The organism is Bradyrhizobium sp. 179, assembly GCF_023073535.1.
Classification (GTDB): domain Bacteria; phylum Pseudomonadota; class Alphaproteobacteria; order Rhizobiales; family Xanthobacteraceae; genus Bradyrhizobium.
The window spans coordinates 45498-68233 of sequence record NZ_JADPJR010000008.1; the positions used below are offsets into that span (position 1 = coordinate 45498).

Sequence of the window (22736 nt, forward strand, 5' to 3'; positions counted from 1 at the left end):
GCTTTCTTGACGCGAACCCGGATCCGTCGCTCGAAAACGCGTCCAGCCCCTACGACGCCTTGCGATGCGGGGCGGATCCGCGGCCCGACCTGCCCTTCAGCTTCTTCAGCAGCGGGCCGAGCAGCGAGCGCCTCGGCTTCTTCACCTCGCCGCGGCCGGCGAGGCGGTTGGCCATGTTCTGGAACAGAAGGGTGGTGCGGTGGCTCTTGGAGATCTCCGCGATCATCTGGCCGTTGTTGGCGGCGGTCGAGAACAGCTTCGAATCGAACGGGATCACCGCGAGCGGCTGGCTCTCCATGGTTTTGGCGAAAGCCTTGACCTCGATCTCCGCGCGCTTGTGCATGCCGACCTGGTTGAGACAGTACAGCGGCGGCCGGTCGTTCGGGCGCGCCGCCTTGAGCACGCTCAGCATGTTCTTGGTGTTGCGCAAATTGGCGAGATCGGGCTCGGCCACGATCACGATGTCGTCGGCGTTGACCAGCGCCCGCCGCGTCCAGCCCGACCATTGGTGGGGTACGTCGAGCACGATGCAGGGCGTGGTCATGCGCAGCGTGTCGAACACCGCATCAAAAGCTTCGGCGCCGAAATCGTAGACGCGGTCGAGCGTCGCGGGGGCCGCCAGCAGGCTGAGGCGCTCGGTGCATTTGGCAAGCAGGCGCTCCATCAGCGCCGTGTCGGGCCGGTCCTGCGATAGCACCGCGTTGGCGATGCCCTGCAGCGGATCCTGATTGTAGTCGAGGCTCGCAGTACCGAAGGCGAGGTCGAGATCGATCACGACGGAATCGAGCGCGAGGTCGCGGGCGATGGTCCAGGCCACATTGTGCGCAACGGTGGACGCGCCGACGCCGCCCTTGGCGCCGACCACCGCGATGACGCGGCCGGTGATGATGGCTTCGGATGCCGAGAACAGGCTACAGATCGAGCGGACGACGTCGAGGGTTTCGACTGGCCCGACCACGTAGTCGTTGACGCCGCGGCGGACCAGCTCGCGATAGGGCGCGGTGTCGTTGGGATTGCCGATCACCACGACGCGGGTGCCGGGGTCGCAGACGCCGGCGAGGTCGTCGAGCCCCTCCAGGATGTCACGCGTGCCGTCGGATTCGATCACGATCACGTTCGGCGTCGGCATCGTTTCATAGACTTCGATTGCCGCAGCGAGACCACCGTCCCTGGCGGTGAGATGCGCCTTGGCGAGCCGCCGATCCTCCCCCGCCGCGGTCACCGCGGCGAGCGTCTGCTCGGTCTCGCAAAAGGCCTGCACCGAGATGCGAGGAACCGGTGCAATGTGTTCGTCGGGGTGCCGCGGATCGTCCGCTTCTTCGTCGTGGATGCCAGTCATTTGCCGGTGTCGCTAAGTTTGGCCTTGTCGGCCTCGGGATAGGAAGTCGCGGTCGTCGAGCCCTTGCGATAGCGGTCGAAGGCGATGTCGCGCCGTGCGGTGTAGGCGGGCGTCTCGGCGCGCGGCTGCTCGAGGTCGGCGGGATTGTCGATCATGGCCGCGAGGTTGCGCTGGCTGGCGCAGCCCAGATTGAAATACGGCCGGTTCTCATTGTAGCCGGGGTCGAGGATGTTCGGACCAACGTCTTCCGGCCACAACCCGCAGGGTCCGGCCACCGCGCTGAGTTTGGAATAGCTCAGCCGGATCGTCGGCAGGAGGCCGGGGTCTTCGGGACGATAGGGATGCTGGAGGATGGCGTGCGAGGGCACGCCGCCGGATGCGAGCGCGGAACGAATTTCTCGATAAGTCGCCGCCGCGGCACGCGAATTCGCGGTGTCGACGGGCACGTCGACGACGACGGAGCCGGTGCCTTCGCGCATCCAATCCCGGGCAATGCCAGCGACATCGGCGTGCTGCGCGGCCGAGAGGCCGCCGCGCGCCTTGCCGACGAAGATCACGATCGAGCGCCTACCCTCCTGCACCGCGATCGGGTGGCGCTGGCGATAGTCGGTCGGCACTGTCTGAGTGACGATTTCACCGGTGGTGTTGCACGCGCCCAGCATGACGGACAGCCCCGTCAGCACCAGCGCGACGCTCAAAGGGCGGCGTCGGTCGGCTATCGTCCTCGTCATCGCTTGATTCCCCTCTTGCCCCGTTTCTGCTCCGGTCCCCAGGCCGTCCGCTCGTCGTCAATCGATGATGAAGCCGAAATCGCCGGGCGTGCCGTTGATGGGATCGACGCGGCGCGTGATGCCATAAAGGCGGTTCATGCGGCCGAGCAGCGCCGTCTGCGCGTCGGAAGCCGGCGCGAAACCGTCGTCGGGCCGCGACAATTCCTTCTGGGCGACGGCGCGCACCACATAGGGCGTCACGATCACCATCAACTCGGTTTCGTTGTTGACGAAGTCCTGGCTGCGGAACAGCGCGCCGATGATCGGCACCTGGTCCACGCCGGGCAGGCCGTTGATCGCCTGCTTGGTCTGCTGCTGGATCAGGCCGGCCATCGCCATCGAGCCGCCGGAGGGAATTTCCAGTGTCGTTTCGGCGCGGCGGGTCTGAACCGAGGGAATGGTGATCGAGCTAGTCTGGCCCGCGGACACCGCCTGCGTCACCGAGATGGCGTTCTGATTCGACAGCTCCGAGACTTCGGTCATCACGCGCAGGCTGATACGTCCTTCGCTCAGCACGACCGGCGTGAAGTTCAGGGAGATGCCGAACTTCTTATAGGTGATCTGGGTGGTACAGACGTGGGTGACCGGATCGCAGGAATAGCCGGCCGGAATCGGGAATTCACCGCCGGCGATGAAGGTGGCGGACTCGCCGGAGATCGCGGTTAGGCTCGGCTCGGCGAGCGTGCGCATGACGCCGGCGCTTTCCATCGCGCGCATCGTGGCGTTGACGGTGGCCACGCCTTTTGCGAGTCCGGTAACACCGAGCCCGTTGCTGCTGACGAGAGGGCCGCCTGAGACCGAGAACGGGTTGGAATTGTTGAAATTCACCACCGCGGTGCCGGCGTTCAGGCTGGCGCTGAGATCGACGCCCAGCTGCTTGACGATATCGCGGCGCACTTCGCCGACCACGACCTTGAGCATCACCTGGTCGCGGCCGCGAACGACGATGTTGTTGACGACCTTGTCCGAGCCGCCGACGAGCTTTGCGGCGACGTCGCCCGCCTGCTGTGCCTCGACCGGGCTCGAGACCGAGCCGGTCAGCATCACGCTGTCGCCGATGCCTTCGATCTGCACGCCCGGCAGCGACTGGCGCAGCGCGGTGCGCATGCCGTTGAGGTCGCGCTTCACCGCGATGTCGTAGGAGGCGACCTGCTGGCCGTCGGCGGTGAAGAACACCACGTTGGTCTGGCCGACCTGGCCGCCGATGATATAGGCGCGCTGCGCCGAGCGGATTACGGCATTGGCGATCTTGGGATCGGCCACCAGCACGTCCTTGACCTCGCGCGGCAGGTCGATGACGACGGACTTGCCGACGCCGAGCGACAGAAAGCGCGTCCGCGCCGGCGCGATCGTCGCGACCGAGGACACACCGAGATCAGGCGCCTGCATCGGTGCCTGATCGCCGACCGGGGCATCCGCGGCACTGAGCCGGTCGGAGGCTGCGAGCAGCCCCAGCAGCAGCATCGTCCCCGCCAAGAACGAGCGCGCGCGCTTCCCCCGAATGCGCAGGCCCGTCCGATCATCCCCGTAGTTCATACTGTCCCCATCATCACTTCTGTGACGTCAGTTGGCGCGCCTGCACGCCATAACGAATTACGTTCACGCCACCGGGACGCTTGACCGCCTGGTCCTCGGGCGACCCGTCGACTGCGTTGGCATCGACGATGCTCCGCAGCGCGAGCTGGAGCGTGCCGCCCTGGCGCGCAGCCGACAGCGTGGCGACCTGGTCGGGCTTGAGCTCGAGCGTGACGGTCTTGCCGATCACGGCGGTCTGGCCGTCCTTTTCCTTCGGCGCCTGGTCGATCGCGAGCACGCGGATGTTGGTCAGGATGACCTCGGACACGATCAGATCGTTGCCGCCGGTCGATCCGTTGGTGTCGGGATTCTTCAGGCGGCGGGTCAGCACGATGTCGACGCGGTCGTTCGGCAGGATGAAGCCGCCGGCGCCGGTCTCGGCTGAAATTTCGGTGGATACGGCCCGCATGCCGGAGGGCAGGATCGCAGCCATGAAGCCGGAGCCTTCGGCCCTGACCAGCTTCTGCTCGCGGATCGGCTCGCCCTGCATCAACGGCACGCGCGCGATCGAGCCGGCGATCTGGGTCTGCGCCTCGGGCCTGCTGTCGCGGCGAATGAACGCATTGCTCGCCGTCGCTGCCGGCCAGACCTGCCATTGCAGGTCCTCGGGCTTCACGGCCTGGCCGAGCCCGATGTCGGTTTTCGCGACGAGAACCTCGACGGTCGGCAGTTTCTCGGTGACGGGCAGAACGGGCGCGGGCGCATTCTGATAGCCGCTCGCCAGATACGCAGCGACGCCGCCGGCAGCGAGCGCGATGACGAGAACGACAAGGCGTGCGGTATTCATACGCTTCTACTCATACGCGGGGCACTCGAACCGCACGTGGCGGGTCCCCCCTGTCGATGAGTAGGGAGTAAAAGTATAAGGGGTGTTGCGAGGCCGGATGTGATGGCCAGTGACGGTGCTGGTTTTCGGCTGATGGTGAACGTGGCGTTATTCAACCGGCCAGCGGCCCCGTAGATTTACGCAAGCCAGCCTATTCGTTCGCATGACCGGTGCGGCGTCATGGTGAACGGGTGGTTAGTGATGTGAGCACGTGCAGCGGCGGGGCTGTCAATGAGGTGGGCCGCGCGCAACACCAAAGGATGTCGTCCGTCCTTCGCCTGGACGAGCTAGCTCGGGGAGATTGCGCGTCCACAGCCCTTACTTCGCCCGCTTCGCTTCGATCGCGTCCCATATCTTCGCCGCCACGTCCGGCCCACCGAGCCGCGCGATGGCGCGGATGCCGGTCGGCGAGGTGACGTTGATCTCGGTGAGATTGCCGTTGATGACGTCGATGCCGACGAACAGGAGGCCGCGCTCGCGCAGCGCCGGACCGACGGTGGCGCAGATCTCGCGCTCGCGCGGGGTGAGCTCGGTCTCCTGCGCCGCGCCGCCGCGCACCATGTTGGAGCGGAGGTCGTCCGCGGCCGGCACACGGTTTACGGCGCCGGCGAACTCGCCGTTGACGAGGATGATGCGCTTGTCGCCGTGCTTCACCTCGGGAATGAACTGCTGGATCACCCAGGGCTCTCTGAACGTCACCGAGAACATGTCGAACAGCGAGCCGAAATTCATGTCCTGCGGCATCACGCGGAACACCGCGGCGCCGCCATGGCCGTGCAGCGGCTTCATCACGACGGCGCCGTGCTTGTCGCGAAACGCATTGATCTCATCTAAGTCGCGCGAGATCAGGGTCGGCGGCATCAGCTGCGGAAAGTTCATCACGAACAACTTTTCCGGCGCGTTCCGCACCGAGGCGGGATCGTTGACGACCAGCGTCTTCGGATGGATGCGCTCCAAAAAATGCGTCGAGGTGATGTAGGCGAGATCGAACGGCGGGTCCTGGCGGAGCAGCACCACGTCAAAGCCGTTGAGCGCTTCGCGCCTGGGCTCGCCGAGCGTGAAATGATCGCCCGGCTCGTCGCGCACGGTGAGGAGCTGAACCGGAGCGACGATCTCCTCGCCCACCATCGAGAGCTTGTCGGGGGTGTAATAGGACAGGCCATGGCCGCGCTTCTGTGCCTCCAGGAGCAGCGCAAAGGTGGAATCGCCCTTGATGTTGATGCGGGCGATGGGGTCCATCTGGACGGCGACGTTGAGTTTCATGGTCTGCCTTTCAGGTCGAGGCGTCGAATGCCGCCAACAAATGGCGTGGAAGTGATCGCGGCGCAATCAGCATGGCGTCGAATCGCAATTCCAATTCGGCATGCTCGGGATGCGCTACGAGCCAGCCTTGCGCGGCGTCGATGATGCGCTGCTGCTGGCGCGGCGTCACCGCGAAGGCGGCGTCATCCAGCGTCGCGCGCGCCTTGACCTCGACGAAGGCGATCAAATTACGGCGGCGCGCCACGATGTCGATCTCGCCATGCGGGGTGCGATAACGTTTGGCGAGGATGCGGTAGCCCTTGGCCATCAGATAGGCGGCGGCGCGGCTCTCGGCGGAGATGCCGGTTCGGAACGCGGCGATGCGCTCGGGCGAGGCGACTTTCGGTTCCGCCGGGACCTCAGTCTTCGCCATCGCCGCCCCGCAGGTCTTTTGCGAGCTCGAGCGCGCGGGCATAGACCTCGCGCCGCGGGCGGCCCGAGAGTGCGACCGCATGCGCCACGGCATCCTTGACGCTGTGCGCGGCCAGCTGCTCGCGCAGGAGCTGGTCCAGCGCATCCGACGTCAGCACCTCGGCGTCGACCGCAGGTGGGGCGATCACCAGCACGAACTCGCCGCGCGTCTCCAGCGTATCCGCCTCGCGAGCCAGCTCGCTCAATGTTGCGCGCGAAATCTCCTCATGCAGTTTGGTCAGCTCGCGGCAGATCGCGGCTTGGCGCGTCCCCATAATCTCGGCGAGATCGGCGAGCGCGTCCTGCACGCGGTTGCCGGATTCGAACATCACCAGTGTCGCATCGATGCGAGCCAGCTCAACAAGGCGCGACCTGCGCGCCGCCGATTTCGACGGCAAGAAGCCCTCGAAGAAAAAGCGGTCGGTCGGCAGCGCCGCGACCGACAGCGCCGCCAGCACCGAGGAGGGACCGGGCAGCGCATAGACCGCATGGCCGGCGGCGCAGACCTCGCGCACCAGCTTGAAGCCGGGATCGGAGATCAGCGGCGTCCCGGCATCGGACACCAGCGCGACCGAGCCGCCTGCGGCAAGCGCCTCCAGGATCTTCGGACGCGCGGCTTCCGCGTTGTGCTCATGATATTGTTTGAGCTGCGCTGCGATGGCGTAACGCTCGGTCAGGCGCCGCGTGATGCGGGTGTCCTCGCAGGCGATGACGTCGACGCCGGCGAGCGTCTGAAGCGCACGCAGGGTGATGTCACCGAGATTGCCGATGGGGGTCGCGACCAGATGCAGGCCCGGCGCGGCCTTCGCCACCGCAAGCCGATGGGCGTCGATGGAGAAGCCGCGCAAGGTGGCGTCTTGAGCTTCAGGCGTATTTATCGGGGCCGGCTTTGCGCGCATAATGAAGTCAACTTAGGCACGATCCGCAGGGCTGGGAACCAGCTCTTCGAAAAAGATCGTGCCGAGGTGAGGGGCGAGGAACGGACGGGAATGTGATCAATGCGGGGTCACGTTGCGCGGGAGCAAGGCCCTCGCGCCATATTCGCGACGGAAACCTCCCTTGATGCTGCGTAAGTGACGGCCAGCGGTTGGCCAGCATAGGAGGGCGGTCGCGTTAAGTGGCGATTATCCTTTTGTTTTGGTTAACTGTTTGCCGACAATATGCCTGAATCCGCGGCTTGCGTCGTGGAGCAATGTGGTGACCGGCTGGCAACGGCCGGTCGGAAGAGAAACTGCGATGGTGGGCCCGTCTAGTTCGAAGTCTTCCGGTCCGGCGCCCCGATGGCCCGGGGCAACCCGCCGGAGCGCGCTTGGCCTGTTGCTCGGCGCCCCCCTGCTGTCGGCCTGCGCCGGCGTGCAGCAGAGTCTCAGCCAGTTCTCCAGCTCCGCGCCACCGGCGCAGCCGGCTGGTCCGCCCCAACAGGGCACGACCGCTGGCACCGGCGGGGTCAAGGTCGCCGTGATCCTGCCGCTCTCGGCGGCCGGCAATGCAGGCCTCGCGGCGCAATCCATGCGCAACGCCGCCGAGATGGCGCTGGCCGAGTTCCAGAACCCGAACATCCAGCTCCTGATCAAGGACGACAATGGCAGCCCGCAAGGCGCGCAAGCCGGCGCGCAGCAGGCGGTCGACGAGGGCGCCGAAATCATCCTGGGACCATTGTTCGCACAATCGGTGCCGGCGGTGGCGCAGGTCGCGCGCACGCGCGGCATCTCGGTGATGGCATTCTCGACCGATTCCAGCATCGCCGGACGCGGCGTCTATCTGCTCAGCTTCCTGCCGGAGTCCGACGTCAACCGCATCGTCGAATATTCTGCCAGCATCGGAAAGCGCTCCGTCGCCGTGCTCGTGCCCGACAACGCCTATGGCAATGTGGTCGAAGCCGCCGTGAAGGCGGCAGTGCCGCGGCGTGGTGGGCGCATCGTCGCCTTCGAGAAATACGGCGCCGACCGCGCCACCCCAGCTCGAACCGTGGCGCAGCAGCTCGGAAGTGCGGACGCGCTGTTCATTGCCGACGACGGCGATGCCGTGGTTTCAGTGGCGGATGCGATGACCGCGGCGGGTGCGAATTTGCGCAACATCCAGCTGCTCGGCACCGGGCTGTGGGACAATCCGCGCGTCTATGCCAGCGCCGCGTTGCAAGGCGGTCTCTACGCCGCGCCGGATCCGGCCGGCTTCCGCGCCTTCTCCGGCCGTTACCGCACCAAATACGGCGCCGAGCCGGTGCGCACCGCAACGCTCGCCTATGACGCGGTCGCCCTCGTCGCCGCACTCGCGCGCACGCAAGGCACGGCGCGCTTCTCGCCCGACGTGCTCACCAACCCCTCCGGCTTTGCCGGCATCGACGGCCTGTTCCGCTTCCGCCCCGACGGCACCAACGAGCGAGGACTTGCGGTGATGAAGGTGACGACCGGCGGCGGGGTTGCGGTGGCAGGCTCGCCGAAGAGTTTTGGGGCGTAGCGCGTTACGCTGCCAGATCCGCAACCACCGCATCCAGCACGGGGAAGCCACTGCTTGTCACGCGCAGCCGGCCCGTGGCGTCCACCGTGATTGCGCCTTCCTCGCGCAATAGAGCGATGCGCTTTGGGTCGAGCGGGCGGCCGGAGAGAGCCTTGTAGCGCTGAGGGTCGATTCCCTCGGCCAGCCGCAATCCCATCAGCAAAAATTCGTCGGCGCGCTCCTCGCTGTTGAGGAGCTCGTCGGTGACCACGCCGTCGCCGTTGGTCTCGACCCGCAGCAGCCAGGCTTCGGGGCGCTTTTCGGTGGCGGTGGCGTGCCTGATGCCATCGATGTCGAGGCGGCCATGCGCGCCGGGACCGATGCCGGCATATTCCTCGCCGCGCCAATAGACCAGATTGTGCCGGCACTCGGCACCGCGGCGCGCGTGATTTGAAATCTCGTAGGCGGGCAGGCCGAGCTTGTCGCAGGTCTCCTGCGTCACGTCGTAAAGCGCGCGCGCGACCGCTTCGTCCGGCGTCTTCAATTTGCCGGCCTGGTGCAGGCCGAAGAACGGCGTGCCTTCCTCGATCGTCAATTGGTAGAGCGACAGATGTTCGGCCGCTTCGTCGATCGCGAGACGCAGCTCGTCCGCCCACATCGCCGGCGTCTGGTCGGGGCGGGCGTAGATCAGGTCGAACGAATACCGGTCGAACGAACGGCGCGCGATGGCGACGGCATCGAGGGCCTCGCGCGCACTGTGCATGCGGCCGAGCGCCTTCAAGGAGGCATCGTCGAGCGCCTGGACGCCGAGCGAGACGCGGTTAACGCCGGCGGTACGATAACCGGCGAAGCGTGTGGCTTCGACGCTGGTCGGGTTTGCCTCCAGCGTCACTTCGACGTCGCCTGCGACATGCCAGTGCTTGCCGATCGCATCGAGCACCGCGCCGACGGTTGCGGGCTGCATCAGCGATGGCGTGCCCCCGCCGAGGAAGATCGAGGTCACTTCACGGCCGGGTGCGCGCTCAGCCGTGGTTGCGATCTCGCGGGCGAAGGCGGATGCAAAGCGCGCCTCGTCGATCGCGACGTGGCGGACATGGCTGTTGAAGTCGCAATAGGGGCATTTCGACAGGCAGAACGGCCAGTGCACGTAGACGCCGAAGGCTTCCTTAGCGCGGCTCAAGGCAGATCTCCGCCAGTTTCACGAAGGCGCGGGCGCGATGCGACAGGCCGAGGCCGAGCGGCGGCAGGCCGTGCTTCTCGATGCTCTCCATCTCGCCGAAGGTGCGGCTGTGGCCATCGGGCAGAAACATCGGATCGTAGCCGAAGCCGGCGGTGCCGCGCGGCGGCCAGACCAGCGTGCCGTCGACGCGCGCCTCGACCTCTTCGCGATGATCGTCGGGCCAGGCGACGCAGAGCGCGGAGACGAAATGGGCCTTGCGCTTGTCGGGCGTGGTCGCGCCGCGCTCCTGGAGCAGGCGCTCGATCTGCGCCATCGCCGCTGCGAAGTCTTTGTTTGGCCCGGCCCAGCGCGCCGAGAAAATGCCGGGCGCGCCGTCGAGCGCATCGACCACGATGCCGGAATCGTCGGCGAAAGCGGCAAGCTTGGTCGCCTGCGCCGCCGCGACCGCCTTGATCGCGGCGTTGCTGCGGAAATCGTTACCGGTCTCTTCGGGCTCGGCCAAGCCGAGCTCACCAGCCGACACCGCCTCGATGCCGTACGGCGCAAGCAGCTCCCGCATCTCGGCGAGCTTGCCGGGATTGTGGGTGGCGATAACGAGCTTGTCCGTGATTCGGCGGTGCATGGCCTATTGACTACGCCACAGCCAGTTTCTGCAAGTCCACCAGACGCGCGACGCCCTTGCGGGCCAGCGCCATCAGCGCCAGGAACTCGGTTTCGCTGAACGGCTCGCGTTCCGCGGTGCCCTGCACCTCGATGATGCGCCCATCGCCGGTCATGACGAAATTGGCATCGGTTTGGGCTTCCGAATCCTCGGCATAGTCGAGATCGAGCACCGGCGTGCCATTATAGATGCCGCAGGAGATCGCGGCGACGTTGTCGCGCAGCACATTGGACTTGATCATGTTGCGCGCCTTCATCCAGTTGATGCAATCGGCAAGTGCGACCCAAGCGCCGGTGATCGCGGCTGTGCGGGTGCCACCGTCGGCCTGGAGCACGTCGCAATCGACCGTGATCTGCCGCTCGCCGAGCGCTTCGAGATCGACGATGGTACGTAGGCTGCGGCCGATCAGGCGCTGGATCTCGACGGTACGGCCGCTCTGCTTGCCGGCGGAGGCCTCGCGGCGGGTGCGTTCCGAGGTCGCGCGCGGCAGCATGCCGTATTCGGCGGTGACCCAGCCGCGCCCCTGGCCCTTCAGCCACGGCGGCAGGCGGTCTTCCAGCGTGGCGGTGACCAGCACATGAGTGTCGCCGAATTTCACCAGGCACGAGCCTTCCGCATATTTGACCACGCCGCGCTCCAGCGTCACGGGGCGCAATTCGTCGGGCGCACGGCGGCTTGGCCGCATGGGAAGTCCTCCAAAAACTCACGGGAAAGGCTGTTCGCGGTGCTTGTAGGTGGGGTGAGGGTGGGCGGCAAGGTTTTTTCACCCCTGATTTCGGGCCCGCAAACGCCACGCTTGTCAGAAGCGTCCGGGATGGACAAATTACGAGTATCTGAGAGGAGTTACCGTCCGTGGCCCATCACGATCCGATCCATCTGATCGCGCCGCGCGCAGGCCTTGCCCAGCTCAACGAGCGTTCCCGCGACATCTTTCGTCAAATTGTCGAAAGCTATCTCGCGACCGGTGAGCCGGTGGGCTCGCGCAATATCTCGCGCCTGATCGCGATGCCGCTGTCGCCGGCCTCGGTCCGCAACGTCATGGCCGACCTGGAACAGCTCGGCCTGATCTATGCGCCCCATACCTCCGCCGGCCGGCTGCCGACGGAACTCGGCCTGCGCTTCTTCGTAGACGCCCTGATGCAGGTCGGCGACCTCACCGAGGCCGAGCGGCAATCCATCCAGAGTCAGCTTTCGTCGGTCGGCCAGGCACAATCGGTCGAAGCAGCGCTGGACCAGGCCTTGATGCGGCTGTCGGGCCTGACCCGTGCCGCCGCGGTCGTGCTGACGCCAAAATCCAACGCACGGCTCAAGCACATCGAGTTCGTCCGTCTGGAACCAGAGAAAGCGCTGGTGATCCTGGTCGGCGAGGATGGCCAGGTCGAAAACCGCGTGCTGACGCTGCCGCCCGGAGTTCCCTCCTCGGCGCTGACCGAAGCCGGCAATTTCCTCAATGCACGGATTCGCGGCCGCACGCTGGCCGAGGCGCGGCTCGAGCTTGAGACCGCGCTCGGCGAGGCCCGGGCCGAGCTCGATCAGCTGACGCAAAAGGTGATCGCGGCCGGCATCGCGAGCTGGTCCGGGGGCGAGAACGAGGACCGCCAGCTCATCGTCCGCGGCCACGCCAATCTGCTGGAAGATCTGCACGCGCTGGAGGACCTCGAGCGGGTGCGCCTGTTGTTCGATGATCTCGAGACCAAGCGCGGCGTGATCGACCTGCTCGGCCGGGCCGAAACCGCGGAAGGCGTGCGAATTTTCATCGGGAGTGAGAACAAGCTGTTCTCGCTGTCAGGCTCCTCCACCATCATCTCGCCCTATCGGGATGCCGCCGGCCATATCGTCGGCGTTCTCGGCGTGATCGGCCCGACGCGGCTGAATTATGCCCGTGTGATCCCGACGGTGGACTACGCCGCCCGCATCGTCAGTCGGCTTTTGGGGGGCTGATCGGCGTTCCTCCGATCACGGGCGCTTGATTTTCGCAAGCTTAGGCACGATATCCGGGCCAACAATCCCTGGAAACGAGTTCGAGATTAGAGCCGATGACCGATCAAGACCGGCAACCCGAAGACACGACCGCGCCGACCGGCGAGCCGGTGGTGTCGAAGCCTTACATCATGCCCGACGATCCCGAGCCGGGCTCGGTCGAGACGTTGCAGAAGGAAGCCGCCGAGGCGCGCGACCGCATGCTGCGGACGCTGGCCGAGATGGAGAATTTGCGCAAGCGCACCAGCAAGGAGGTCGCCGACGCCCGTCTCTACGGCATTACGGGCTTTGCCCGCGACGTGCTGGACATCGCCGACAACCTCCAGCGGGCGCTCGATGCCGTACCGGCCGAGGCGCGGGCCGCAGCCGATCCCGGCCTGATCTCGCTGATCGAAGGCGTCGAACTCACCGAGCGCTCGCTGCTCAACGCGCTGGAAAAGCACGGCGTGAAGAAGTTCGATCCGCAGGGCCAGAAGTTCGATCCTAATTTCCAGCAGGCGATGTTCGAAGTCCCCGATGCGTCGGTGCCGTCGGGCACCGTGGTGCAGGTCGTGCAGGCCGGCTACACCATCGGCGAGCGCGTGCTGCGTCCCGCCCTGGTCGGCGTCGCCAAAGGCGGCGCGAAGGCCGCACCCGCGGCCAACACCAACGAGCCGAACAGCGCGGCAAACTGAGTTTTAGCCTCGTTCCGGGTTCGGCTCTTCGGGCCGCCCCGGAATGACTGCGCGAAGTGCTTACGCGGTCACCGCGATATCCGCAGACTGAATCCGCTTCACGCCGGCCTTGGCCATATCGGCCCAGGCCTTTGCCAGCGAGCCCTGCGTGTCGATGCCGCGGCAGGCGTCCTCCACCACATAGACCTCGAAGCCCGCCTTGCGCGCATCGAGCGCGGTCCAGGCGACGCAGAAATCTGTGGCGAGACCGGCGACGAAGACGCGCTTGATCCTGCGGCCCTTGAGATAGCCGGCGAGGCCCGTCGAGGTCTTGCCGTCGGCTTCGACAAAGGCCGAGTAGCTGTCGACGTCCTTGTGAAAACCCTTGCGGATGATCAGTTCGGCGTGCGGGATCGCAAGATCCTTTGACAGCGCGGCGCCGTCGGTGCCCTGCACGCAATGGTCCGGCCACAACACCTGCTTGCCGTAGGGAAGATCGACGGTCTCGAACGGCTTCTTGCCGGCATGCACCGAAGCGAATGAGATGTGCCCGGGCGTATGCCAGTCCTGCGTCATCACCACGTTCGCAAACGCTTTTGCGATCTTGTTGATGACGGGCACCACCTGCTCGCCTTCCTTCACCGCGAGGCTGCCGCCGGGCAGGAAGCAATTCTGCACGTCGATCACGAGCAGCGCGGAGGCTTCGTCAGGCTTGATTGACGCGGCCGCAAACAGCGCGGTTGGTGCGAGGCCCGCGAGCGCCGTGGTCGCAAGCGCCGCCAACATGTGTCGCCGATCCAGCATCGTTCGTCTCCCCTCCAGGAATGAACCCAATGGAGGCCAAGCCTAGTTCCGCTTGTGTGCGAACAGAAGCCCGAAAATGCAGCCGGTCTTATCGAGTGGTTGGGCTTGGGTCGGCGGATCCTCACCGCTCCCGCGTACCGGAGCTACCCCTTCGGCTGGATGCCGTCGCGCACGGCGCGGAAGCGGGTGAACGCGCTTGGCCATTGGCCGCGCGGGGCGCTGGCGATGATGCGCAGCGAGGTGCCGCCGCTTGAGAAGCGGATCCACTGCACCACCGTCACCGGAACCTTGTCCTTGCCGCTGACGCCGTCGATCCGGGTCTCGAAACCCTGCTGGCCGTTGATGCGGATCGGCTCAGACATGGTGACGCGCGACTCGCGCACGCCGGGGATCTGGAGCGCCGCTTCCTGGGCGAAGCGGGCGCGGTCGTCGGCCTGCTGCGGAGTGGCGCCAATCAGGCCGAGGATCATGAACGGCTTCGACTCATAGCCCGTGCTCTCGTCGCCGTCGGCCAGGATGATGCTCGAGCCCGGCGCCAGCGTACGGATGTCCTTGAAGTCGGCGAGATCGGTGATCTTGAACGGCATCAGCGCGATCTGCTCTTCGGCCGAGACCTGCTTGCGGGTGACGGCGGTCGCAAACATCTGGCGCACCGCTTCATCGCTGTAGATCTTGGTCGCATTCTCCGGGATCTGCACCGCGACATAGCCGGAGAAGCCGGCGCCCGGCACGATCATCGAATAGCGCCTCACCGGGGTATCGCCGGCCTTGCCGCTTTCGGTGGTGAAATAGGCAAGGCCCGCGGGGGTTTCGATCTTGTCCTGCTTGACGCCGTTCGCACCGGCCGGATTGGAATTGAAGGCGCTCACGACCTCGCCATAGGCCGCCGGCGGCAGCTCGGTGATCAGCACCTTGACGTTGCCGTCCTCGCTCTCGAAGCCCGGAAAGGACTTGGCCGTGCTCAGCCCGATCAGCGGCACCATGCCGAGGCGCAAGCCGGGCGGGTAAACGGCGTCGGCGGCAAGGGCCGGAAGCGCGGAGGCAATGAGGACGGCGAGCGCGGCGAGGGGGCGGGTCAGCTTCATGGGCACTCTGATTGGTTCACATTGAGGCCGTTCGATGGTCGGCCACCGGGCCGCTTTGTCGCGCGGAGCGGCTGTGCTGCGGCTGCCCGGCCGGTCCGCCTTTTAGCGGGTTTGGCCCTGTCGTAACAGGGTGGGGCAGATTGCGCGGGCGGGGCTTGCTGAGGCCCGAACCTGTTAATATTTCCTCACCCGCAAGGGCGGTTGAGCCCGGATATGATCTTCCAAAACCCAATGTTTTCACGGCCGAAACTTGCGTTCGGTCCTTGCGGGCCCCTGCCCCCCTCCTATATGAGCCTCAATCATCGCAATATCGCGGATGTTTGATCTTAGGGGGTTTGGATCGGGTGCCTTCTGGGCCCAACCAACCTGCCGCAAAAAGAAGGATATCAGGACCATGGGAAAGGTCATTGGGATCGACCTCGGCACCACGAACTCGTGCGTCGCCGTGATGGATGGCAAGAACGCCAAAGTCATCGAGAATTCCGAAGGCATGCGCACGACACCTTCGATCGTCGCCGTCACGGATGACGGCGAGCGCCTCGTCGGGCAGCCGGCCAAGCGCCAGGCCGTCACCAATCCCGAGCGCACCTTCTTCGCAGTGAAGCGCCTCATTGGCCGCCGCTACGACGACCCGATGGTCGAGAAGGACAAGAAGCTCGTTCCGTACAAGATCGTGAAGGCTTCCAACGGCGACGCCTGGGTCGAGGCCGACGGCCAGACCTACTCGCCCTCGCAGGTTTCGGCGTTCATCTTGCAGAAGATGAAGGAGACCGCGGAAGCCCATCTCGGCCAGAAGGTCGATCAGGCCGTCATCACCGTTCCCGCCTACTTCAACGACGCCCAGCGCCAGGCGACCAAGGACGCCGGCAAGATCGCGGGCCTTGAAGTGCTGCGCATCATCAACGAGCCGACTGCGGCCGCGCTCGCTTATGGCCTCGACAAGACCAAGGCCGGCACCATCGCGGTGTACGACCTCGGCGGCGGCACCTTCGATATCTCCATTCTCGAAATCGGCGACGGCGTGTTCGAGGTGAAGTCAACCAACGGCGACACCTTCCTCGGCGGCGAAGATTTCGACATGCGCCTCGTGGGTTATTTGGCCGACGAGTTCCAGAAGGAGCAGGGCATCAATCTGCGCAACGACAAGCTCGCTTTGCAGCGCCTGAAGGAAGCCGCTGAAAAGGCCAAGATCGAGCTGTCCTCGACGACGCAGACCGAGATCAACTTGCCCTTCATCACCGCGGACCAGACCGGGCCGAAGCATTTGACGATGAAGCTCACCCGCGCCAAGTTCGAGGCGTTGGTTGACGACCTCGTGCAGAAGACCATCGAGCCCTGCCGCAAAGCGCTGAAGGACGCCGGCATCACCGCCGGTGAGATCGGCGAAGTCGTGCTGGTCGGCGGCATGACCCGCATGCCGAAGGTCCAGGAGGTCGTGAAGCAGCTGTTCGGCAAGGAGCCGCACAAGGGCGTCAATCCGGACGAGGTCGTGGCGATCGGTGCTGCGATCCAGGCCGGCGTGCTCCAGGGCGACGTGAAGGACGTGCTGCTGCTCGACGTCACCCCGCTGTCGCTGGGCATCGAGACGCTGGGTGGCGTGTTCACCCGCATCATCGACCGCAACACCACGATCCCGACCAAGAAGAGCCAGGTGTTCTCGACCGCCGAGGACAACCAGAACGCGGTCACCATCCGCGTCTTCCAGGGCGAGCGTGAAATGGCGGCCGATAACAAGATGCTCGGCCAGTTCGACCTGATGGGCATTCCGCCGGCGCCGCGCGGCATGCCGCAGATCGAGGTGACCTTCGACATCGACGCCAACGGCATCGTCAACGTCTCGGCCAAGGACAAGGCCACCGGCAAGGAGCAGCAGATTCGCATCCAGGCCTCGGGCGGCCTGTCGGAAGCCGACATCGAGAAGATGGTCAAGGACGCCGAGGCCAATGCCGAGGCGGACAAGAAGCGCCGCGAGGCGGTGACCGCCAAGAACGAGGCGGATGGCCTCGTGCATTCGACCGAGAAGGCGCTGGCCGAGCACGGTTCGAAGGTCGCCGAGAGCGAGCGCCGCGCCATCGAGGATGCCGTCAGCGATCTCAAGGAAGCGCTGAAGGGCGACGATGCCGAGGCGATCAAGGCCAAGACCCAAACGCTGGCCCAGGTGTCGATGAAGCTCGGCGAGGCCATGTACAAGCAGCAGGCCGAGGCCGACGCCAAGAAGGATGCGGCCAAGGACGACGTCGTCGATGCGGAATTCACCGAGGTCGACGACGACAAGAACAACAAGAAGTCCGCCTGAACCCCGAGAGGGTAACGATGCGGACGGCTTGGACCCCACACGCGCTACCGACCTCCCCCCTCGCGGGGGAGGCCGCCGTGTCGGGACGGGCGGGCAAGGCGCCCGTTACGATCGATCAATTTCCAGCCGTTATGCTGAACGCCGCTGTGCCGTCTTCCGCCGCAACGCGGAGGGACGCTCATGTCGTCGCGCAGCGGCGTCGTTTCGCTCCGACTTGATACGCGATTGGATAGACCGAGCTCATCATGTCCACGTCCACCAAGCGCTGCTACTACGAGACCCTCGAGGTCGATCGCGACGCCGACGAATCCAAGCTGAAATCGTCGTTTCGCAAGCTGGCGATGAAATTCCATCCCGACCGCAATCCGGGGGATCAAACCAGCGAGGTCAAGTTCAAGGAAATCAACGAGGCCTACGAGATCCTCAAGGACAAGGACAAGCGCGCCGCGTACGATCGCTACGGCCATGCAGCGTTCGAGCAGGGCGGCGGTTTCGGCGGCGGCGGTGCCGGTTTCGGCGCGGGCTTCGCGTCCTCCTTCTCTGACATTTTCGAAGACCTGTTCGGCATGGCCGGACAGCGCGGCCGCGGCGGCCGCGAGCGTGGCGCCGACCTGCGCTACAACATGGAGATCACACTCGAGGAAGCCTTTAGCGGCAAGACCGCGCAGATCGAAATTCCGGTTTCGGTCACCTGCGAGGCCTGCTCGGGGATCGGCGCCAAGGCCGGGACCAAGCCGAAGACCTGCTCGACCTGCGGCGGCGCCGGCCGCGTGCGGCAGTCGCAGGGATTCTTCACGCTCGAGCGCACCTGTCCCGGCTGCCAGGGACGCGGCCAGATGATCGAGGAAGCCTGCCCGTCCTGCTCGGGACAGGGCCGGGTCACCCGCGAGCGCACGCTGTCAGTCAACATTCCGCAAGGCGTCGAGGACGGCACGAGGATCAGGCTCGCCGGCGAGGGCGAGGCCGGGGTCCGCGGCGGCCCGCCCGGCGACCTCTACATCTTCCTGTCGCTGGCCCAGCACCAGTTCTTCCAGCGCGACGGCGCCGATCTGCATTGCCGCGTGCCGATCTCGATGGTGACGGCCGCCCTTGGCGGCGAGTTCGAGGTGCCGACGATCGAGAAGAGCAAGGCCAAAGTGAAGGTGCCCGCCGGAACTCAATCGGGCCGCCGATTCCGCATCGCATCGAAGGGCATGCCGGTGCTGCGCTCGCGCCAGATGGGCGACATGTACGTCCAGGTCGTGGTCGAGACCCCGCAGAACCTCACCAGGAAGCAGCAGGAATTGCTGGCCGAGTTCGAAAAGCTGTCCTCCGGCAATACGCAGCCGGAATCAGAGGGCTTCTTCGCCAAGGTCAAGGATTTCTTCGGTAATCGGGCGAGTTGACGCGTCTTGACCGTGCCGCCTTCGGCCTATACGTCTTTATGACCATTTTCTGACACGCCGCGTCCTGCGGTCCCGTCCGGTCCTGACATGCCATTGCCATCGTCCGCGCGTGCGTTGAAGAAGCCTCGTCTCGATGATGAGGTACGCTTTCTCAGATCGTGGATCGAAAAGCCGCTGCACATGGGCGCGGTAATGCCGTCGGGCAAGCTGCTGGCCCGGACCATGGCCCATTACGTTGATATCGACTCCGACGCTCCGGTGGTCGAGCTCGGGCCCGGCACGGGTGCCATCACCTCAGCTCTGATCGAGCGCGGCATCGACCAGAAGCGTCTTGTCCTGGTCGAATACAATCCTGGCTTCTGTGCGCTGCTGCGCGACCGCTACCCGCAGGCCAAGGTGGTGCAGGGCGATGCCTATCGCTTGCGCGATACGCTCTGGAACATCTTGAGCGAGCCGGCCTCCGCGGTCGTCTCCGGCCTGCCGCTCGTCACAAAACCGATGCTGACGCGGCTGCGGCTCATCCGCGACTCCTTCGCGGCGCTGGCGCCCGGTGCGCCCTTCATTCAGTTCACCTATGCGGTGGTGCCGCCGATCCCGAAATCACTGCCCGGCGTGTCCACAGAGGCCTCGGAACGGATCTGGATGAACCTTCCGCCGGCCCGCGTCTGGGTGTATCGCAAGGATTAATTCCGCCGGCTCCTCGTTTTGCGCGGCGGGCTCGTTTCGCCGAACGCATTGGATTGGATGTCAGCTCCCAAGATCCTGATCATTCCCGGCTCGCTGCGCACCGGCTCGCATAACGCGAAGCTGGCGGCGGTCGCAGCGTATGAATTCGCCCAAGCCGGCGTCGAAATCACCCGCATCTCGCTCGCCGATTTTCCGCTGCCGATCTATGACGGCGACCTCCAGGCCAAATCCGGCGTGCCCAAGCACGCAATCAATCTCAAGCGCATGATCGGCGCGCATCACGGCGTGCTGATCGTCACGCCCGAATATAATGCTTCGGTGCCGCCGCTGCTGAAGAACGCGATCGACTGGGTCAGCCGCGTACACGATCTGCACGAGGCGCGCGGCGACGTGTTCCGCAATCGCGTCTTCGCGCTCGCCGGCGCCTCACAGAACCGGCTGGGCGCGGCCCGTGCGCTGCAGGCGTTGCGGCTGATCCTGACCTCCTGCCATGCCAATGTGATTGCCAACCAGCTCACGCTTGCCTTTGCCGACCAGGCCTATGACGATATGGACAGGCTGAAGAACGAGGGCGATATCGCCGCGTTGCAGGCCTTGGTGCGGCAGTTGATCGACATTTCCCAACGCATGATGTGAGGTGACATGACGCCCGCCGAGATCGCCCCGAAGGACCGCTTGATCGTTGCGCTCGATGTGCCGAGCGTCGATGTCGCGGAAGCGATGGTCAACAGGCTCGGCGACAGCGTCAATTTCTACAAGATCGGCTACCGGCTCGCCTATGCCGGCGGCTTGCCGCTGGTCGGCCGGCTCGCCGACAAGGGCAAGAAGGTCTTTCTCGATCTCAAGCTGCACGACATCGGCAACACCGTGACGCAAGGGGTCGAGAGCATCACCAAGCTCGGCGCAACCTTCCTCACCGTGCACGCCTATCCACAGACCATGAAGGGCGCCGTCGAAGGCCGCGCCAGTTCGAACCTGAAGATCCTCGCCGTCACCGTGCTGACGTCCTACAATGACGACGATCTGCACGCGGCCGGCTACCGGCTCGGCGTCTCCGAACTGGTCGAAGCGCGCGCGCAGCAGGCGCAGGTGCTCGGCGTCGATGGTCTCGTCTGCTCGCCGGAAGAGGTGGGTGCCTTGCGCAAGATTGTTGGCCATCAGATGAGCCTCGTCACGCCCGGCATCCGCCCGGCTGGTTCGGCAAGCGGCGATCAGAAGCGCATCATGGCGCCCGGCCGCGCCATCGTTGCCGGCGCCGATTACCTCGTCGTCGGGCGGCCGGTGGTGGAAGCCACCGAGCCCAAGGCAATCGCGGAAGCCATTCAAGCCGAGATCGCGCAGGCGCTCGGCTAATCAACAAGAGGGAGAACAACAATGGCAAAAGGCTACTGGATCGGACGCGTCGATGTGAGCAATGACGAGGGCTACAAGCCCTATGCCGTCGCCAACGGTCCGATCTTCAAGAAATGGGGTGGCCGCTTCGTCGTTCGCGGCGGCAAGTTCACCACCGTCGAAGGTGCCAGCCGCAACCGCAACGTCGTGATCGAATTCCCGGACTACGAGACCGCGCTCGCCTGCTACAACTCGCCGGAATACCAGGCCAACATCAAGGTGCGCCAGCCGCACTCCATCGCCGATCTCATCATCATCGAGGGCTATGACGGCCCGCAGCCGTCGGACGGCTGAAGCACGCAGTCATTCCGGGATGGTCCGAAGGACCAGACCTCAGGTGCGCAATTGCGCACCGGGAAATCTCAAGATCCCGGGTTCGATGCTGCGCATCGCCCCGGAATGACGATGGTGCTCATGCCTCTCGGTTGCCGGAACTGTCTGCCCCCGCTACAACGGCAGCGAAGAGGATCACACCATGTCCGACATGCGCTTGATTGTTGCTGGGGCCGGCGGCCGGATGGGGCGCGCGCTGACGCGGGCGATTGCCGAGAGCAAAGGCGCGGTGCTGGCCGGCGCGCTGGAGGCGCCGGGCTCGGAGTTGCTCGGCAAGGATGCCGGCGTGCTCGCAGGCCTGCCGGCCAACGGCATCAAGCTCTCCGCCGACCTTTGGGCGATGTCCAAGGATGCCGACGGAATCCTCGATTTTACCGTGCCGGCCGCGACCATCGCCAATGTCGCGATCGCCGCCGAGCGCGGCCTCGTCCACGTCATCGGCACGACCGGGCTGTCGGGCTCCGATAACGCCGTGATCAAGAGCGTGACCAACCGCGCTGTCGTGGTGCAATCCGGCAATATGAGTCTCGGCGTCAACCTGCTCGCGGCCGTGGTCAAGCGCGTCGCCAAAGCGCTCGACCAGAGTTTTGACATCGAGATCGTCGAGACCCATCATCGCATGAAGATCGACGCGCCCTCGGGTACGGCACTGATGCTGGGCCAGGCGGCCGCGAGTGGCCGCGGCATCCCGCTCGATGAGCACGCCGCGCGCGGCCGTGACGGCCTCACCGGCGCGCGCCGCCCGGGCGACATCGGGTTTGCCTCCCTGCGGGGCGGCACCGCGGCCGGCGATCACAGTGTCAGCTTCCTCGGCCCGTTCGAGCGCCTGACGCTGTCGCATCACGCCGAGGACCGCATGCTGTTCGCCCATGGCGCGCTCAAGGCGGCGCTGTGGGCGCATGGCAAGAAGCCGGGGCATTACTCCATGGCCGACGTGCTTGGCCTGTCTGACATCTGAACGAAACGGAAAGCAGTGAATGAGCGAACGTCTTCTCGTGCTCGTACGGCACGGCCAGAGCGAATGGAATCTGAAGAACCTGTTCACGGGCTGGAAGGACCCTGATCTCACCGAGCTCGGCGTGACCGAAGCGAAGGAAGCTGGCCGTAAGCTGAAGGCGCAGGGCCTGGTGTTCGACGTCGCCTACACCTCGGTGCTGACGCGCGCGCAGCACACGCTCGACCTCATCCTCGGTGAGCTCGGGCAGGAAGGCCTGCCGACCTCGAAGAATCTCGCGTTGAACGAACGCGACTATGGCGATCTCTCCGGCCTCAACAAGGATGATGCCCGCAAGAAATGGGGCGAGGATCAGGTGCTGATCTGGCGCCGCTCCTACGACGTGCCGCCGCCCGGCGGCGAAAGCCTGAAGGACACCCTCGCGCGCGCGCTGCCGTACTATGTGCAGGAGATTCTGCCCAGCGTGCTCAATGGCAAGCGCACGCTGGTCGCCGCCCACGGCAACTCGCTGCGCGCGCTGATCATGGTGCTTGAAAAGCTTTCACCCGAAGGCATTTTGAAGCGCGAGCTCGCGACCGGCGTGCCGATCATCTATCGCCTCAATGCGGATTCAACCGTGGCCTCGAAACTGGATCTGGCGGGGTAGGCCGCGATCGCGCGAGGTGC

General features: G+C 65.4%; 23 protein-coding genes. 11 read left to right on the forward strand and 12 right to left on the reverse strand.

Features of this window, described 5'->3' with window-relative positions; translation table 11 throughout:
* Positions 1-49 precede the first annotated feature (49 nt).
* From IVB12_RS01575 to rsmI, 7 genes are all read right to left on the reverse strand, one after another.
* Positions 50-1339, reverse strand: a complete 1290-nt coding sequence (locus IVB12_RS01575; RefSeq protein WP_247294944.1) for an AAA family ATPase — start codon at positions 1337-1339, stop codon at positions 50-52.
* The gene (locus tag IVB12_RS01580; RefSeq protein ID WP_247294946.1) at positions 1336-2070 is read right to left on the reverse strand and encodes a CpaD family pilus assembly protein; all 735 of its coding nucleotides are present in this window, start codon (positions 2068-2070) and stop codon (positions 1336-1338) included. The genes IVB12_RS01575 and IVB12_RS01580 overlap by 4 nt, the downstream gene beginning before the upstream one ends.
* A 57-nt stretch (positions 2071-2127) precedes the next feature.
* Positions 2128-3645, reverse strand: coding sequence for a type II and III secretion system protein family protein (locus IVB12_RS01585; protein WP_247294949.1), 1518 nt, complete (start codon positions 3643-3645; stop codon positions 2128-2130).
* 13 nt (positions 3646-3658) lie between these two features.
* Positions 3659-4471 carry a Flp pilus assembly protein CpaB gene (gene cpaB / locus IVB12_RS01590; protein WP_247294952.1) on the reverse strand — a complete coding sequence of 271 codons (813 nt, stop codon included), beginning with the start codon at positions 4469-4471 and terminating at the stop codon, positions 3659-3661.
* A gap of 357 nt (positions 4472-4828) precedes the next feature.
* Positions 4829-5773, reverse strand: a complete 945-nt coding sequence (gshB, locus tag IVB12_RS01595) for a glutathione synthase (RefSeq protein ID WP_247294955.1) — start codon at positions 5771-5773, stop codon at positions 4829-4831.
* 10 nt (positions 5774-5783) lie between these two features.
* The gene (locus IVB12_RS01600) at positions 5784-6185 is read right to left on the reverse strand and encodes a YraN family protein (protein ID WP_247294957.1); all 402 of its coding nucleotides are present in this window, start codon (positions 6183-6185) and stop codon (positions 5784-5786) included.
* The gene (gene rsmI, locus IVB12_RS01605; protein ID WP_247294959.1) at positions 6172-7122 is read right to left on the reverse strand and encodes a 16S rRNA (cytidine(1402)-2'-O)-methyltransferase; all 951 of its coding nucleotides are present in this window, start codon (positions 7120-7122) and stop codon (positions 6172-6174) included. The genes IVB12_RS01600 and rsmI overlap by 14 nt, the downstream gene beginning before the upstream one ends.
* Before the next feature lie 337 nt (positions 7123-7459).
* Between rsmI and IVB12_RS01610 the strand changes: the two genes are divergently transcribed.
* Positions 7460-8680, forward strand: coding sequence for a penicillin-binding protein activator (locus IVB12_RS01610; protein WP_247294962.1), 1221 nt, complete (start codon positions 7460-7462; stop codon positions 8678-8680).
* A 4-nt stretch (positions 8681-8684) separates the two neighbouring features.
* Here IVB12_RS01610 and hemW read toward each other — a convergent pair whose 3' ends face one another.
* From hemW to rph, 3 genes are read right to left on the reverse strand one after another with little or no spacing between them, the layout of a single operon-like run.
* On the reverse strand, positions 8685-9839 hold the full coding sequence (hemW, locus tag IVB12_RS01615) for a radical SAM family heme chaperone HemW (protein ID WP_247294964.1): 1155 nt from the start codon (positions 9837-9839) through the stop codon (positions 8685-8687).
* Positions 9826-10461, reverse strand: coding sequence for an RdgB/HAM1 family non-canonical purine NTP pyrophosphatase (gene rdgB, locus IVB12_RS01620; protein ID WP_247294966.1), 636 nt, complete (start codon positions 10459-10461; stop codon positions 9826-9828). The genes hemW and rdgB overlap by 14 nt, the downstream gene beginning before the upstream one ends.
* A gap of 10 nt (positions 10462-10471) precedes the next feature.
* A complete protein-coding gene (rph, locus tag IVB12_RS01625) occupies positions 10472-11185 on the reverse strand; it encodes a ribonuclease PH (RefSeq protein WP_247294968.1) in 714 nt (237 codons plus the stop codon).
* Between the two features lie 167 nt (positions 11186-11352).
* Between rph and hrcA the strand changes: the two genes are divergently transcribed.
* Positions 11353-12441 (forward strand): heat-inducible transcriptional repressor HrcA, encoded by a 1089-nt coding sequence (hrcA, locus tag IVB12_RS01630; protein ID WP_247294970.1) that lies wholly within the window; start codon positions 11353-11355, stop codon positions 12439-12441.
* Between the two features lie 95 nt (positions 12442-12536).
* Positions 12537-13154: a nucleotide exchange factor GrpE gene (grpE, locus tag IVB12_RS01635; protein WP_247276574.1), complete on the forward strand. Its 618-nt coding sequence runs from the start codon at positions 12537-12539 to the stop codon at positions 13152-13154.
* Between the two features lie 60 nt (positions 13155-13214).
* Here the strand turns inward: grpE and pncA are convergent, their stop codons facing one another.
* Together pncA and IVB12_RS01645 are read right to left on the reverse strand one after the other, a co-directional pair.
* Positions 13215-13937: a bifunctional nicotinamidase/pyrazinamidase gene (gene pncA, locus IVB12_RS01640; protein WP_247294973.1), complete on the reverse strand. Its 723-nt coding sequence runs from the start codon at positions 13935-13937 to the stop codon at positions 13215-13217.
* Between the two features lie 143 nt (positions 13938-14080).
* A complete protein-coding gene (locus tag IVB12_RS01645) occupies positions 14081-15022 on the reverse strand; it encodes a hypothetical protein (protein WP_247294975.1) in 942 nt (313 codons plus the stop codon).
* A 394-nt stretch (positions 15023-15416) separates the two neighbouring features.
* Here IVB12_RS01645 and dnaK point away from each other — a divergent pair, with 394 nt between their 5' ends.
* The 8 genes from dnaK (at position 15417) to IVB12_RS01685 (ending at position 22716) form a co-directional block, all read left to right on the forward strand.
* The gene (dnaK, locus tag IVB12_RS01650; protein WP_247276571.1) at positions 15417-17318 is read left to right on the forward strand and encodes a molecular chaperone DnaK; all 1902 of its coding nucleotides are present in this window, start codon (positions 15417-15419) and stop codon (positions 17316-17318) included.
* A 245-nt stretch (positions 17319-17563) separates the two neighbouring features.
* The gene (dnaJ, locus tag IVB12_RS01655) at positions 17564-18703 is read left to right on the forward strand and encodes a molecular chaperone DnaJ (RefSeq protein WP_247294978.1); all 1140 of its coding nucleotides are present in this window, start codon (positions 17564-17566) and stop codon (positions 18701-18703) included.
* Between the two features lie 87 nt (positions 18704-18790).
* A complete protein-coding gene (locus IVB12_RS01660) occupies positions 18791-19390 on the forward strand; it encodes an rRNA adenine N-6-methyltransferase family protein (RefSeq protein ID WP_247294981.1) in 600 nt (199 codons plus the stop codon).
* Between the two features lie 57 nt (positions 19391-19447).
* Positions 19448-20026 (forward strand): NAD(P)H-dependent oxidoreductase, encoded by a 579-nt coding sequence (locus IVB12_RS01665; RefSeq protein ID WP_247294984.1) that lies wholly within the window; start codon positions 19448-19450, stop codon positions 20024-20026.
* 6 nt (positions 20027-20032) lie between these two features.
* Entirely contained in the window at positions 20033-20743 is a 711-nt protein-coding gene (pyrF, locus tag IVB12_RS01670) for an orotidine-5'-phosphate decarboxylase (RefSeq protein WP_247294988.1), read from the forward strand.
* A gap of 21 nt (positions 20744-20764) precedes the next feature.
* Entirely contained in the window at positions 20765-21076 is a 312-nt protein-coding gene (locus IVB12_RS01675; protein ID WP_247294991.1) for a DUF1330 domain-containing protein, read from the forward strand.
* A 181-nt stretch (positions 21077-21257) separates the two neighbouring features.
* On the forward strand, positions 21258-22073 hold the full coding sequence (dapB, locus tag IVB12_RS01680) for a 4-hydroxy-tetrahydrodipicolinate reductase (RefSeq protein WP_247294994.1): 816 nt from the start codon (positions 21258-21260) through the stop codon (positions 22071-22073).
* Between the two features lie 19 nt (positions 22074-22092).
* Complete coding sequence (locus IVB12_RS01685) at positions 22093-22716, forward strand: 2,3-bisphosphoglycerate-dependent phosphoglycerate mutase (RefSeq protein WP_247276564.1); 624 nt, start codon at positions 22093-22095, stop codon at positions 22714-22716.
* Positions 22717-22736 lie beyond the last annotated feature (20 nt).

What these genes read in the sequence shown, in the direction of transcription:
- IVB12_RS01580 (WP_247294946.1), bottom strand. Translation starts at nt 2,070, where the DNA reads ATGACGAGGACGATAGCCGACCGACGCCGCCCTTTGAGCGTCGCGCTG.
- IVB12_RS01610 (WP_247294962.1), top strand. Translation starts at nt 7,460, where the DNA reads ATGGTGGGCCCGTCTAGTTCGAAGTCTTCCGGTCCGGCGCCCCGATGG.
- dapB (WP_247294994.1), top strand. Translation starts at nt 21,258, where the DNA reads ATGTCCGACATGCGCTTGATTGTTGCTGGGGCCGGCGGCCGGATGGGG.
- IVB12_RS01645 (WP_247294975.1), bottom strand. Translation starts at nt 15,022, where the DNA reads ATGAAGCTGACCCGCCCCCTCGCCGCGCTCGCCGTCCTCATTGCCTCC.
- IVB12_RS01685 (WP_247276564.1), top strand. Translation starts at nt 22,093, where the DNA reads ATGAGCGAACGTCTTCTCGTGCTCGTACGGCACGGCCAGAGCGAATGG.
- IVB12_RS01665 (WP_247294984.1), top strand. Translation starts at nt 19,448, where the DNA reads ATGTCAGCTCCCAAGATCCTGATCATTCCCGGCTCGCTGCGCACCGGC.
- IVB12_RS01660 (WP_247294981.1), top strand. Translation starts at nt 18,791, where the DNA reads ATGCCATTGCCATCGTCCGCGCGTGCGTTGAAGAAGCCTCGTCTCGAT.
- dnaK (WP_247276571.1), top strand. Translation starts at nt 15,417, where the DNA reads ATGGGAAAGGTCATTGGGATCGACCTCGGCACCACGAACTCGTGCGTC.
- rsmI (WP_247294959.1), bottom strand. Translation starts at nt 7,122, where the DNA reads ATGCGCGCAAAGCCGGCCCCGATAAATACGCCTGAAGCTCAAGACGCC.
- cpaB (WP_247294952.1), bottom strand. Translation starts at nt 4,471, where the DNA reads ATGAATACCGCACGCCTTGTCGTTCTCGTCATCGCGCTCGCTGCCGGC.
- dnaJ (WP_247294978.1), top strand. Translation starts at nt 17,564, where the DNA reads ATGTCCACGTCCACCAAGCGCTGCTACTACGAGACCCTCGAGGTCGAT.
- IVB12_RS01600 (WP_247294957.1), bottom strand. Translation starts at nt 6,185, where the DNA reads ATGGCGAAGACTGAGGTCCCGGCGGAACCGAAAGTCGCCTCGCCCGAG.
- grpE (WP_247276574.1), top strand. Translation starts at nt 12,537, where the DNA reads ATGACCGATCAAGACCGGCAACCCGAAGACACGACCGCGCCGACCGGC.
- rdgB (WP_247294966.1), bottom strand. Translation starts at nt 10,461, where the DNA reads ATGCACCGCCGAATCACGGACAAGCTCGTTATCGCCACCCACAATCCC.
- IVB12_RS01575 (WP_247294944.1), bottom strand. Translation starts at nt 1,339, where the DNA reads ATGACTGGCATCCACGACGAAGAAGCGGACGATCCGCGGCACCCCGAC.
- pncA (WP_247294973.1), bottom strand. Translation starts at nt 13,937, where the DNA reads ATGCTGGATCGGCGACACATGTTGGCGGCGCTTGCGACCACGGCGCTC.
- IVB12_RS01585 (WP_247294949.1), bottom strand. Translation starts at nt 3,645, where the DNA reads ATGAACTACGGGGATGATCGGACGGGCCTGCGCATTCGGGGGAAGCGC.
- gshB (WP_247294955.1), bottom strand. Translation starts at nt 5,773, where the DNA reads ATGAAACTCAACGTCGCCGTCCAGATGGACCCCATCGCCCGCATCAAC.
- pyrF (WP_247294988.1), top strand. Translation starts at nt 20,033, where the DNA reads ATGACGCCCGCCGAGATCGCCCCGAAGGACCGCTTGATCGTTGCGCTC.
- rph (WP_247294968.1), bottom strand. Translation starts at nt 11,185, where the DNA reads ATGCGGCCAAGCCGCCGTGCGCCCGACGAATTGCGCCCCGTGACGCTG.
- IVB12_RS01675 (WP_247294991.1), top strand. Translation starts at nt 20,765, where the DNA reads ATGGCAAAAGGCTACTGGATCGGACGCGTCGATGTGAGCAATGACGAG.